Below are 14,187 nucleotides of genomic sequence, written 5' to 3'. Positions count from 1 at the left end.
TTATGACAAAAATTAAGATTGGAGTACTTGGTGTATCAAACCACCTTATTAAGCGCATTATTTTACCGTTAAAACAAACATATAATTGCGAAATATATGGTATAGCATCCAGATCTCCGGAAAAAGCAGATGAACTGGCAAAGAAGTTCCATATTAATAAAAAATATGATTCTTATTCAGAGTTATTATCTGATGAAGAAATAGATGCTGTTTACATACCTTTGCCAAACCATTTACACCTAAAGTGGATCAAAGAAGCGGCCCAACACGGAAAACATATTCTTTGCGAGAAACCTTTGACACTTAATGCAGAAGAAGCTAAAGAAGCTGAGGAATATGCACGACTAAATAAAGTTGTATTGTGTGAAGCATTTATGTACAAATATCATCCTCTTTGGATTCATGCTCAAAATCTGATCAAAACATCTCAATTGGGTAAAATCATGTACATTCGTACATCATTTGCCTATAACAATCCAAACCCAGAAAACATTAGAAATATTAAAGAATATGGAGGTGGTGCCTTAATGGATATTGGCTGTTACGCTATTTCTGCTGCAAGGTTCTTAACGAGCAAAGAACCCATTAGGGTTATTTCACTTATGCAAGAAAATAAAACTTCCAAAACAGACATACTTACTTCAGGAATTCTTGATTTTGATGGGATTCATTCGTCATTTACTGTATCCACATTGAGTGAACCTAACCAAACTGTAGAAATTGTAGCCACTGCCGGATCCATTAAAATTCATGTCCCCTTTAACACATACGTTGACACAAAATCTTCAATAACAGTTTCTTCACCTCAGGGAACAAGAGAGATTGAATTTGATATCTGTGACCAATATGGATTGATGTTTGAAGCTTTCTCTGAAAAAGTTAAGAATAATGATATAGAAAACAATTCACTTTTAGACACATTAAACAATATGAAAGTAATTGATGCCATATTCAAGTCGGCTAAAAGTAATAGTTGGGAAATGGTATAAAAAAAGGCGGTGAAACCACCGCCTTAATCTATAATTTTATTTTCTACTGTTACATTGATGAAATTTCAGCAGCAGTGTATTGTTTAACCAAAGACATTACTCCTTTAGCGCAACCTTCGGCTCCTCCTTTAAAAGAGAAAACAAGACTATAAACTTTCGTTTTCCTACACAAAAATTCAAAAGCACTGTACATTTTGCCACCTTCAAAATTACTATACAACAATTTATCACCATCATAAAGCTGCATAATTACTTTTTCAGGATTACCTAAACCATTTACGGTATTAAATCTATATTGACTCCTACTATTAAGTATTACACTATATTTTACGTATCCTGTTTTAGTATCTTTTTTTTCCTGTTGCAAATCAACAGTAAAATCTTTCATATACTGTGTATCACCCATCTCTTTAAGAGCCTGCTTCAACAAATTATCGCCACATTGAGCACTACTTTTTACAGCGAAAAATGAAACGAATAATATAGATAATATTAAGATCTTCTTCATGTTACAATTTTTTTATTTCTTAAATAAAGCTATGCAAAGATAATTCTTTATACGATATTATCTAGGATACGATAAAATCTCTAAGACTGGAAATTTCTTTAACAATTGCGTCAATTTGCTCTTGAGAAATCTCTACATGGCTAATCTCATCCTGAACTATTATTAAAGTACCATTCTTTTCAATTCTCTTAGGTTCACCAAATTCGGTAGTAATTTTAACTCCAGCATACGCTTGCTTAATCTGCTCCATACGAGTTACCATTTCTGCAAAATTTGGATCCTTGCTGTAGTTATTCAAAATAATTAATAAAATGTCAATAATATCTTTTTGCTCACCAATCCTGTTAATCAATTCTGAATCCTTTGTCTGTTGGATAACATTACCTGCTATGTATAATCCCTCTATCCATGCTCCGGTAACAATTAAAGTACTAACATTACTCCTTTTTTGCTCTCTTAAGTAAGAATCCATTTTATTAAAGCTAGAAACAGATATTTCCATCAATGAATCCAGGTTGTTGCTATTGGTTGCTAATTCTTTTAACGAATTAAAATCAAAAAACTGACCAACTTTAATGCTCTCTGATAATTCTTTAATACCTAATAAATAAGAAACAACGATAGTATTTTTATCAAAAGTATTAATATAACCTAAATCAGCACTTAACACACCTAAGTTTAATGCCCTCTTAAAACTTGTATTATAATCTTTAATTTTTTCAGGCTTATTCAAAATCTTTTGTGAAAAATCAACACCCGATTGCTTAATCAATGCAGCCATCTCAACCGGAGAAGAAATATTTTGAATTACATCTCCAATAATTTCTTCCGAAAGCTCAAGAGGAGCATCACTAACCAAAGCAGAATCTGCTATAGAAAATTCATCTGAACCTGATTGCTTTTTTCCTGAATTGCCAGAACAAGCAGAAAACAAAACAATTCCGCTTAATATAGCCGTAGTGTACAATAACTTCTTTAACATGATAGGTTTTTTTTAATTTTCGAAATAATTAGGTTATACTTAAAACCTTTAAAAAGGTTACTATTTAAGCCTCTTTAATTCACCGATGGCATTAAATGACTTTCTTAATAAATCAAAATATAATACTGCGTACAATATTATAGTAAATATCCAAACAATAATAATATTAAACCATAAGGTCTCATAAAACTGCCCCCCGAAATGTTTTTTTGGAGCTAAAAAATGAGATCTAAACCCAATTATATTGTCAGGTTCGGGCATCTTATAAATTGGGTCTACGTTCTGTATCAGCTTGTCGCCGTCACGTAGGATTTCATTTTGCTCAAATACTTTTCTTACTATATCTGATATGCTTTCATTAATATAAGTATCCTTTAAATCATTGAACTTTTCCCTCCCATAGGTAGAAATGGCATAGTTCACCATTTTTTCCTTTTTATTGGTAGCTGCCACAAACTTATCGGAATAATATTTATGCAACGCATCAAGATGCTTAATCATGGCATTATATACGTCCATATCAAACAAGCCTTCTTTGAGCTTGTCAATATAACCAAACTGCATATCCTTAACCCGCCTGTTTTCATTACCAATTTCATTTTTCAACAAGGCAAGATTGCTTATATAATCTTCCTTTTCTTCTTCTGATCCTGAACCTGAGATATACTTTTTACATTCGTCCGCGGCATCCCTTAATTCGGGTAAATAGTGTACTACTTTAAAATCCGTTGCACTCTCTTCTTGTTCTACATCAAAAAATACTTTTTGAAATTTATTGTTCTTAAACTGATCTACCATCAATCCTTCATAAATCCATCTTGATGGCATAAATTCAGCAACAATTGGTACTTTATCGGCACTTGAAATATCTCTGTTGAGTTTATCAAAAGTAAACATTGCTCCCCCTAAAACCATTTGGGGAATCATCACAAGCGGGATTAAAATATAAATGGTAACTATTGAATTAAATGAAGCGGATAATATCAATCCTAATATATTAGCAAATGCAGATACAGAAAACAATGCCAGCCAAAAATCAAAATACATATCCTTAATACCAAGTACAGTATTTGCCACTCCTACAAATAAGCCCATTTGAATTGCAGAAATAGTAAAAAGGATCAAAACCTTTGATACCAAATAACTGGATCTTGAAAGGTTTAAAAATGCTTCCCTTTTCAAAATTTTAGCATCCTTAAAAATCTCCTCGGCACTTACAATCAAGCCAAAAAACAAGGATACAACTATCCCCATAAATATGTAAGGAGGAATATTTTCATTATCCCTGAATATATACACATCAGACTCGGGATCAACAATATACCGAATTAAAAAGGCCAAAATAAATCCAAGAATAGGCGCTTCCAGCAAGTTTAAAAGTATATACTGCTTATTCGAAATTTTTGAAAAGAAATCCCTGAGAGTATAAATCTGAAACTGCTTAATCCATGCCGGAATATTTAAAGACTTGGGTGGTGAGGTTTCAACCTCAGACAGTTTTGGTATCTCAATATTTTTTAAGTAATGTTGATTCCATTCCTGAGGACTAGTTTTTCGCTTATTAGTGTAATTACCATATTCATCTATAACATTGGCATCAATAATGTTAAAAACCATCTCAGGATTTAAATTACCACATTGCGGGCACTCACCCTGTTCACTGTTAATCTGGGCATCTAAACGCTTGAAATAAATGAGTGATTCACTTGGATTTCCGTAATAAACAGGATAACCACCTGTATCAAGGATATACATCTTATCAAACATTTTATAAATGTCGGAAGATGGCTGGTGAATTACTACAAATATAAGCTTACCTTTTAAGGTTAACTCACGTAAAAGATTCATTACATTTTCCGAATCCCTCGAAGACAATCCGGATGTAGGTTCATCCACAAACAAAATTGAAGGCTCACGAATAAGTTCTAAAGCGATATTTAACCTTTTTCGCTGACCTCCACTGATCATTTTATTTAAGGGTGACCCCACCTTTAGATTTCTTCTCTCAAATAGCCCCAAACTCTGAAGAGTATCATTTACCAGCTGGGTAATTTCTTCTTCATTTTTATCTTTAAAACAAAGTTTGGCATTATAGTATAAATTTTCAAATACAGTTAATTCCTCAATTAACAAATCATCTTGCGGAATTAAACCTATAACCCCCTCAACCTTATCTTTTTCTTTATGAAGATTTGCACCGTTAATCCTCACTTCTCCTGAACTCGGATTTTCTGTTCCTGACAAAACGTTAAGCAAGGTTGTTTTTCCGGCACCACTGGCTCCCATAATACCAATCAGGCGGCCATGTTCTTCTGCAAGGTTAACATCACGTAATCCTATACCTCCATTTTTAAACTGGAAACCAAGATTTTCTACAACATAGGAAATCTTTGGAGTTGAAGCATCTGTCATAAACCTGCTAACAACATCAGTATAGTAAATTGGTGCTCGGGCTGGCAGTTTTAAAAAACTCCCTTTGGGAAAAAGATATATTCTACGATTACTTAATAAAAGACCATTCAAAAAGATATCCTGATCTCCGGTATATCTCAAAAAATATAAATCAGCACTCTTAACTCTAAGAATTACAATATTTCCATGAAGCTTACTGGCCTTAATATGTTCCCTGTTCTTACCTTCATTGGCTTTGGCATTAATAGCAAGAACATTATCTATATCAAGTTTTGTCAGGTCATCATTAATTACAAAGGCCTCTATATTTCGTTTTTCTTCTTCCGAAAACTTAAATACATCCGCAGCAGTATTAATAATTGCCATCCTTTGGTCCGTAAACTTACGGTCGGCATTAACCAACTCATACATACGAACCAATACAACAACTTTTTGTTCCTTATTAAGTTGTTTATTAATCTTTTTACAAATTCCGATAATACGAACGGAATCCTTCATCGAAGTAAGTTGTACCTTGCCTTCTTCTTTTGGGTTGCTGTTCCTTTTATCTTTTGAGTGCTTCTGAAACAATGCAAAATATTCATCAACAGCCTCTGCAGTTAACTGTTGTTTCAAAAAGTTTTTAACAAACTCTATTTCACTTTCTTGTACACCCTCATCTTGTTTAGCAATCAGGCCAAACAATTGCATCAGGGCTTTTAATATCTCTTCACTCATAAGTTTTTATTTGCAACAACTTTTAAACTTATACTTAGTCTGTATAAGCTTCGTATTCAAATGGAATTTCTACTATATCAGCATATTCTTCACCTGCTTCAAGCATATCTTCCTCTTCTTCGTGATAATGCCATTTTATTTTTACATCATGACCACTCTCTACGATCTCTTCAAATTTAAGTAAGATATCCAAGATGATTTTTGATGATGCCGTATTAAAATACTCAAGTTTGAAGTTAAACTCTGTTTTTTCATTAGGAGCCTCTGCATATCCATCAATCCAATCCATTATTGGCTCGTAAAACATATTTACATCTTCAGGCAAAGAGCGCCCTGAAATTTCAAACTTGTTATTATTCTTATCAAGAATTACGTTAGGAGTATCATCTGTTCCCTGAATATTGATAACTTCCATAATCGATTATTTTATTTATTGGTGTTTAATTATTTCTTCTAATTGTTGAGGTTAGGATGAAAAAAGAAACTTCATCGCTAATCTTCTTAAATTGATAACTTAGCTCACTTCCGGTTTTTTTTGCGATATCAATCAAACCCAGTCCGGCTCCTCCTTTATCAGAGATACGTCCTTCTTTCATCTGCTTTTTATACAAATCGGACAATCCCTTTTTATCAAGAGAATTTACTTGCTCCAAGTTTTCTTTTAATCCTGGAATTTTTCCGTTCTTTATTACATTCCCTGTAATGATATTGTAACAATCGTCACCTTTACTCACCATCACAATTCCTCTTCTTTCATCTTCTTCTTCAGAAAGGGCATCTGCATGTTTACTGATATTTTGTAAACATTCAACCATTACATTAAAAACCTTACGCTGAACCGCATTTGATTCTTCACTTTTGGCTAAACTCTTTTCGGTTAACGAAGTAAAAGTCTTTGTAATATCTTGTGTTACCTCCCCTTCATAAACCAAACTAATCTCGTTGGTTTTCATAGTTCTGTACAGCTGATAAGCAAAATCGAGAAAACTATGATTTTCATGAGAATTTTCCATCATAAAAAAATATTTAGTTTGTATACTTTACAATTCAATTCCAATTAATAATACATCATCTACTTGCTTTTCTTCGCCCATCCACTCATAAAAATCACTTGAGAAATGACGGGCAAAATGAGCCATTGTAAGATCAGGACTTTCTGTCAATGCCTCCTTAATCTTTTTTGTTTGATATTTTCTTCTTCGCTCTCCTCCTAACTGATCGGGAAGCCCATCTGAAAAAATAAATATTTTATCACCCTCCATATAAGGTATTTCATGGTTATCAAACTCCTTTTCTTTCTTTTTTAACAAAGGTTTTCCACCAATCCCCTTTCTACTTCCTTTATATTCGATTAATTCTCCATTTCTAAGCAAATATAATGGATTATGTGCACCTGCAAATTGTATTGTCTTTTTTTCTTTATCAATTTTACACAAAGCAAGGTCCATTCCATCCCTACCATTATTGCCTTCTTCATTCTGTTTTAAAGTTGTTCTAACATCCTGATGAAGTAATTCTAATATTTGGGCAGCATTAAACCCATTGTCAATATTTACTATATTATTAAGTAGAAAATATCCGATAAATGACAAAAGTGCACCAGGTACCCCATGCCCAGTACAATCTACGGCTGCCACATAAAAGGTTTCATCTTTTTTTACAAACCATGGAAAATCTCCACTAACAACATCTTTCGGTCGATAAAAGATAAATGATCGTGGGAAATGACGTTGAATAAAAGTTGTATCAGGTAATATTGAGGTCTGAATCCTTTGCGCATAATTGATACTATCCGAGATTTTTTTGTTCTTTTCTTTAATTTCTTGTTCAATCTTCTTCACCTCAGTCATATCATGGGCAACAAAAAGAACAGATTCCAGAACTCTATCATCATTTAATTCTGGTATGGCTTTAATTTGCATTATCTGTGTTCCCAGATTAGAATCTACCTCAATTTCTTCATTTATTTGTTTGGTATCAATCCTGACATCATTAAGTACTGTATTTACAAATTCAATAAATCGCCCGTCTATTTGTAATTCTGAAAAACGCTTTTTTGTAATCTCATTTATAGGCAATCCAATAAACTCAGCAACTGCAGGGTTAGCATACACCAATTTACCTGAAGTATTGATACGTAAAATCATATCAGGCGAATTTTCAGAAAGAGATTGCATTCTACTTTTCATTCTCTCCTCTTTTTCCGCTCTAATCCTTTCTGTAATATCCTGAGTATTAAAAATAATTCCTTTTATTGCGGGATCATGCAATAGGTTTTTCCCCTTTGTTTCAAGAAACAGCTTTTCACCATTCTTTTTCAGATAGGTATATTGTGCGATACTTTCGCCACCGGGAGTTTGCTTTAAATATGAAAACAAATTGTTTATAGTTTTGTATCCCCTGGGCGTCATCATCTCCGGATCCATACCTATGATGTCATCTTCATCATTATAGCCCAAGATCCTCTTTACAGAGGGACTTTCAAACACAAGCCTTTGACTTTCGTCGTAAATAGAAATAAATTCTGATGCATTGGTTAACAAGGCCACAAGGCGCTTCTGTCCATTCTCCACCTCCTGAATTTTAGACTCTAAAAGCTCGTTAGATCTTTCTAAATCTTCCTGAGCAATCATCATCTCACGCGCATTCTCTTTTAATTTTTCCTCATTTTGCTGCAAAGTCACTGTCATCTGCTGTGATTCTTCAAGCAGATATTCAGTTTTTGCATTTATTTTTTGAGCATAAATAGTTCTACCTATCATAGAACTTAACTCTTCTGCAAAACTCAATTTATATGTAGGAATATGATCGAAAAGAAAACCAAGCTCAATTATGCCTTGTAATTGTTCGTCCTGAAGCAAGGGAAGAATTATTATACTTTTAGGTTTTGTATCACCGAGAATACCCGATGTGACGGTGAAATAATCATCTGGTATTTCTGTTCGATAAATCATTTCTCTTTCATAAGCAACCTGCCCAACCAATCCCCTTCCAATTTCAAATTCATGATTAACATACCTTTGCCTGTTAAAAGCATAGGTAGCCCTGCTAACTAATTTATTATTCTCTAATAAATAAAAAGCCCCCTGAACTCCTTCTGAATATTTTATTACGGCTTTTAGTAACTCTATTGCCAGTTCATCAATATTTCTATAGGTTCTTAAAATATCATTAACCAACTCCTTCCCTTTAGTAATCCACCTTTGCTCTTCTTCCTTTTGGTTGGTTTCCAAAAGATCCTTAGCCAAATCCACCAATGAAGAGGAATCTCCATTTTTATACTTAAAAACAGAGGGAAAGTCACCATTACGGATAAAGTTAGCTATTTGTATATTCGAATTTAAACTATGCTTTAATTGAGCTATATCCTTTTTTGTTTTCCGGACGTTTATCTTATTATAGTTATAAAAATAAATAATAAGCAAAGGAAAGCTGATAATTAAAAGATCTACAAACCATAATATAAAAGAGGCATGAATCTTGAACAAAGAGTTAAGCGACATCCTTTCGCCAGCAATATCAATAAAACTACTCCAAACAAAAAGATATATTAAAATAAGAAATATGATCAAAAAGAACTTATCTCTTTCATTTAAAATTGAAAGCGATAAATATTTTTTTATATTCTTAATTGCTTTTTTTACTTGCATTTTATAAAATTATAAAATCCCTATTTATTATTAAGACCTATAAATTAAGTCCCAATGACGATCTATATTTATTTCTTTAAAACTTGCCAATTCCAGCAAACCAATCACATTTTCATTGTTAAGTATTGGCAACAGATATATAAAACTGGGTTTGGACGACCCGGAACATGATTCAATATTGAAATAATCTTCATCAATATCTTTGATAACCATAGCTTTTTTATCTTCGATACATTGACCATTCATTCCTGTGTTGCCATCAAATTGTTCAACAACCTCTTCTCTTTCTAAACCATAAACACCTTCTACGGTAAATTGACCGGAAAGTTCTGACCTAAAATAACAAACTCCAAGACCAATCTCGTAATTTTTACTAATAAAGTTCAATAATGATTTCGCAACAGTTGTACGATCCTTATCTAACTTTAAAATCTCTTTTATTTTCTTTGAAAAAACATCAATTTCTTCCTTTATTTTATCTTTCTTCCCTGATTTTCTCAACAATTCCTCTATGTATTCATTTTGCTTTTCAATCTTTTCATTTGCATCTAGCCTTATGCATTCCAATTCCTTTTCTTTAGATTCTCTTGCACTGTGACATGCTCTAATTTGCCTATCAGAAAAATAAATAATACCAAGAAAACCAATAAATGAAACTATTTCAAATACAAAATACATGGAGGAAACATCTAAATTCCCCCAAAAACTATATTTTAATAAAGCAAAAACAAAAGCTATAGCTGCAATTGTATATAATTGTAAAAATATCTTTGTTCTCATATAGAAGCTTTAAAGATTATTCAAAAATTCAATTATTCCATCCGGCGATAATATTTGATCAGGCGTAAATAACTGCAACGCTGCTTTAGGCATGGTATCAACATCACATGTTAACGGATCCTGTACAATGGTATATCCCTTCTTTTTGTGAATTTCATGCATTCCCGTAGCCCCATCTTTATTTGCTCCTGTCAATATGATTCCTATAACTTTTTCTCTAAAAGAAGTAGATGCAGAAGAAAAAGTGTAATCAATTGATGGTCGACTATGATTGTGTACTTCTTCAGTGGATAGAGAAAAAGTTGAATCGAATTCAACAAACAAATGATAATTTGAGGGTGCCAAATAAACTTTTCCCGCCTCCATATTATCTTTATCAAAAGGTTCTAAAACCGGAAGATTAGATTTCAAATTTATTCCCTCCAACAGCCCGGAACGAATGTGCTTTAACCTATGTAAACAAACAATAATTGGGTATCTAAAATCTGACTTTATGCCTGCAAGTATCTTTGATACAATTGAAAAGCTACCAGCTGATCCTCCAATTACAACACTTTTATAATATGATGCCTTTCTGTTCATCATTGAAATAAATCAAACTTTAAAAATTTGTTCGTTCTTGTCGTGTGTTTCCAACAACATACTATTGGTTTTACTTATGTTCTCCCTGATACCCAAGGCTAGAAACCCACCTTTTTTAATATATTTGAAGATCTCGTTTTCTGCCTTTGTCTGCAGCTTAGAATTATAATATATCATCCTGTTCCGAAATAATGTAATATCTATTTCATTACCAGGACCTTCATTAAAATAACTATTATTTATAAAAATCACATTTTTTAAAAATTCTTTGTTAATGGTAATCGTATTATCTTCCTCTAAGAAATAATCTTCAAAATGACTATGTAATTCCAACCTCTTAAAATTTTGCTTACTAACCTCAATTGTTTTAAGAGGCACTTTTCCATCTTGTATTTCTTTAATTATATTCTTACTTGGAGAATTACAGTATATATTTACACTTTCTAATAAATCAACTTCCCTTAAAATTACAAGTAAAGAAAACAGCTCATGAATTGATACTACTTCTGGCAACCAAATATTGATATTACTCCCATTAAACAATGGTAGAAGTTTATTCCTCAAGGTTCGCCAAAACGAAGGGTCTCTAAACATCTCTGTATCACTTACATTAAAGTGATACAAAAAGTCAGAAACTAAATTACCCTTTTTTATCTCATCTATAAAATATGATACGTTTTTAATATTTAACTGTTTAAACACATAGGCAAAGCGTCTGCGTAAAAATGATAAAGCAAAATTATATATATCCAACTTTAGCTTATCCTCTAAAATAGGAGCTATTACTCTAATATCATTCAAAGTAGGTGCCACTGCCATTTGTTACTTGTATTTAAATTGAAAAGTTGAACTTTTTGTATAAACCATGCCACTTCGTATAAACCTAGTCTTAAAAAAACCATGCAAGGCTTCATGATTTCCAAGTATCAGAACACCTCCATCATACAATTTGTCAAAGAATTTCCTCACAATTCTCATTTGAAGTTCGGGATTGAAATAAATCAAAACATTTCTACAAAAAATAACATCAAACTTTTGGTAAAAAGGGATATCCTGAGAAACTAAATCATGACGCATATAGCCAACTTTCTTTTTTAGAAAATCTTTAAAAACAAACTTATCTGTATTTTTTTCCATATCGCAATAATGCTCAAACGTATGGGCATTACTATTATACTTTTTAATAAATTCATTATAGTCCTGAATACTACTTTGGTGGGCACTATATAAATATTCAGCTTTTTTTGCGTTAGAAATTACCTTCTGATTAATATCTGTAGCAACAACTTTAACTTTGTCTAACAAACCAAGTTCATTAAAAAGTATCAGGTTAGAATATACTTCCTGACCAGTAGAACAGCCAGCATGCCAAATATTTATGTTTTTTTTACTTTTAAGATTAGGAAACACTTTAGTATAAAGATGTTCCCATGTTTCCATATTTCTAAATAGTTCAGTAGTGTTTACGGTTATCTCATCAACCAGATTTTCAACAAAAGCTTCATCAGTTCTGGTCAAATGCAATAAGTCTTCCAATGTCATTTTGTGATCCTTCAAAACTTTATCAATCCGTCTTTGAATTGAATTATCTGAATATTCACAAAAATTATATGGTGTGTGCTTCTTAAGCTCTTCTAAATACGTTTTAAACGTTAAATTCCCCACAAATATTATTTATTTAAAATAACTCTACTTCCACATTTTGAATAAATGCAGTAAATGAATGATCATCGCCAACTTGTGCTTCAGATAACAAGAACAGCACATCTACCTCATCACCAAACTTATTTTTTATAGGTACTTCTTTACGTTCGCCTATCAATTTTTGTTCTCCAGTGGTAACATAAGCTTTAACAAATGGTTCGTTTTTGGCAATATCATCCGAAAACAACATAGAAATATGGTTCCCTAACACTTCAGCTCGCTCATACCCCCATAGTTTTTCTGCGGCAGCATTAAAAAACTCAAGAATGCCTTCTTTATTTGTTGTGATAATAGCATCCAGAGCTCCTTCAAGTGTTTTCTCGTTCCGTACTTTTACCGCTTCTATTTCTTTAAATTGTTCTTTCATTTCATCCCGGGCCTGATCCAACAACTCGCCAAGTTCTTCCTTAGAACGCTTCATTTGCTCTTCCATTCCCACTTGCTCGGTTACATCATTTTCCAAACTCAAGATCTTTACAATTTCTCCATTGTTATCTATTACCGGAGTATAAGTAGAGAGTAAGAATATTTCTTCTCCTAATTTAGTTCTCCTTTTTACCCTGCCTTTAAAGTTCTTTCCATTTTGTAAATCCGATAAAATCTTTGAAAGCTCCTCTACATCATCCTGAAATGCAAAAATTTTCAAATTTTGACCTTCAATCTCCTCAGGCAAATATTTAAAGGTTTCTAAAAACAACTGATTTACGGAAATCAGCGATCCATCTACTGCAAATTCACAACTTATTGCAGAGTTATCAATGGCTTCAAGAATACCTTTCATTTCAACCTCACGACGGTCAGATTCTTCCTGGGTTGCTTGCATCTCTTCCAGGTTCTGGCGCAACTCCTCTTCTTGTTGAGACATACGTTCAGCTTGAATCTGTGTTTCGTGCAATAACTTTGTTGTTTGGATATTTATTTGCACAGTAGAAATGGTTGATGCAATACTTTCGGCTGTTTTTTCAACAAATTCAATCTCAAAAGGCTCAAATTCCTTAAACGATGCCAATTCAATTACCCCGTAAACCTCGTCATTTACCTTTAAAGGCACCAACAATATAGCTGATGGGTTTGATTGCCCTAACCCGGAAGTAATAGTTATATATTCATTGGGAATATCTGTTAAATAGATTGTATCTTTTTCAATTGCACATCTACCTATCAATCCCTCTTCCCACTGAATAACTTTCTCTGCAAACTTCTTTCTATCAAAAGCAAGACACGCTGTCAGCTCAAAATACTTATCACCTTTAGCATTTGTATTCAATAAGTAAAACCCACCCTGGTTAATTTTTAGATAATTTACCTGATAACTAATGATATTAAAAGCTAGTTCCTCAAGGTTATCGTTATTTCTTCTTAATATCTCTCCAAATTGTGCTAATCCTTGAGTAACCCAAGTCCGCTGTTCTTCTTCAATTCGATTCTGTTCCTGTTCTTTTTTACTTTTTACTAAGTAATCACGAAGTTTTAAAAGAGATTTACTGAGTTGATCCCTTTTGTCATTAACTAAATCTGTATTATTCAAGTTCCCTTCACGAAGGTTATTAATGAACTTCAAAACCCTTTCAGATCTTTTTGCTTCAAACTTTAATGTTCTTCGTTGTTTTCGAATTATCTTAATAAACTTTAATGCAGCATAATAACCCAGAGCGCCTGTTACAAAGGGCAACACTATGAGGATCCACATCCCGGGAAAAATGTATAACATATCTGCAAAGGTTCTGTTTGTTTGCAGAAAAACATTGGAATTCATATTTAAAAGAAAAACCAGTAATACAACCAGAAATCCTAATAAAAACCCCCTAAAGGTGAACTTATTCAGTATATTAGATAATTCAATCCTTTTCACAACTAATATTT

General features: G+C 32.7%; 12 protein-coding genes. 1 reads left to right on the top strand and 11 read right to left on the bottom strand.

The features are described 5' to 3' along the window. The first annotated feature begins 2 nt into the window (after positions 1-2). Complete coding sequence (locus OM074_RS12415; protein WP_301199864.1) at positions 3-989, top strand: Gfo/Idh/MocA family protein; 987 nt, start codon at positions 3-5, stop codon at positions 987-989. 49 nt (positions 990-1,038) lie between these two features. On the opposite strand, the gene OM074_RS12410 is transcribed toward OM074_RS12415, so the two are convergent. The 11 genes from OM074_RS12410 to OM074_RS12360 form a co-directional block, all read right to left on the bottom strand. Continuing rightward, entirely contained in the window at positions 1,039-1,497 is a 459-nt protein-coding gene (locus OM074_RS12410) for an ATP-binding protein (RefSeq protein ID WP_301199862.1), read from the bottom strand. 61 nt (positions 1,498-1,558) lie between these two features. Beyond that, complete coding sequence (locus OM074_RS12405) at positions 1,559-2,479, bottom strand: hypothetical protein (RefSeq protein WP_301199860.1); 921 nt, start codon at positions 2,477-2,479, stop codon at positions 1,559-1,561. Positions 2,480-2,539: 60 nt separating this feature from the next. Continuing rightward, positions 2,540-5,608: an ATP-binding cassette domain-containing protein gene (locus OM074_RS12400; protein ID WP_301199858.1), complete on the bottom strand. Its 3,069-nt coding sequence runs from the start codon at positions 5,606-5,608 to the stop codon at positions 2,540-2,542. A 34-nt stretch (positions 5,609-5,642) separates the two neighbouring features. Then, positions 5,643-6,023, bottom strand: coding sequence for a DUF1987 domain-containing protein (locus OM074_RS12395; RefSeq protein WP_301199857.1), 381 nt, complete (start codon positions 6,021-6,023; stop codon positions 5,643-5,645). Positions 6,024-6,048: 25 nt separating this feature from the next. Continuing rightward, positions 6,049-6,624, bottom strand: coding sequence for a SiaB family protein kinase (locus OM074_RS12390; protein WP_301199855.1), 576 nt, complete (start codon positions 6,622-6,624; stop codon positions 6,049-6,051). A 24-nt stretch (positions 6,625-6,648) separates the two neighbouring features. Next, complete coding sequence (locus tag OM074_RS12385) at positions 6,649-9,258, bottom strand: PAS domain S-box protein (RefSeq protein ID WP_301199854.1); 2,610 nt, start codon at positions 9,256-9,258, stop codon at positions 6,649-6,651. A 30-nt stretch (positions 9,259-9,288) separates the two neighbouring features. Next, positions 9,289-10,038, bottom strand: coding sequence for a GAF domain-containing protein (locus OM074_RS12380; RefSeq protein ID WP_301199852.1), 750 nt, complete (start codon positions 10,036-10,038; stop codon positions 9,289-9,291). 9 nt (positions 10,039-10,047) lie between these two features. Next, positions 10,048-10,623 (bottom strand): chemotaxis protein CheB, encoded by a 576-nt coding sequence (locus OM074_RS12375; protein WP_301199850.1) that lies wholly within the window; start codon positions 10,621-10,623, stop codon positions 10,048-10,050. Between the two features lie 9 nt (positions 10,624-10,632). Next, entirely contained in the window at positions 10,633-11,439 is an 807-nt protein-coding gene (locus OM074_RS12370) for a CheR family methyltransferase (protein WP_301199848.1), read from the bottom strand. Between the two features lie 3 nt (positions 11,440-11,442). Beyond that, on the bottom strand, positions 11,443-12,285 hold the full coding sequence (locus OM074_RS12365; protein WP_301199846.1) for a CheR family methyltransferase: 843 nt from the start codon (positions 12,283-12,285) through the stop codon (positions 11,443-11,445). A 13-nt stretch (positions 12,286-12,298) separates the two neighbouring features. Continuing rightward, on the bottom strand, positions 12,299-14,176 hold the full coding sequence (locus OM074_RS12360) for a PAS domain S-box protein (protein ID WP_301199845.1): 1,878 nt from the start codon (positions 14,174-14,176) through the stop codon (positions 12,299-12,301). Positions 14,177-14,187: the final 11 nt, after the last annotated feature.

The sequence above is a fragment of the Plebeiibacterium marinum genome (genome assembly GCF_026013615.1).
GTDB classification, from domain to species: Bacteria; Bacteroidota; Bacteroidia; order Bacteroidales; family Marinilabiliaceae; genus Saccharicrinis; species Saccharicrinis marinus_A.
The sequence above is the reverse complement of the archived record's forward strand: the minus strand, read 5'-3'. Positions and strand labels throughout refer to the sequence as shown.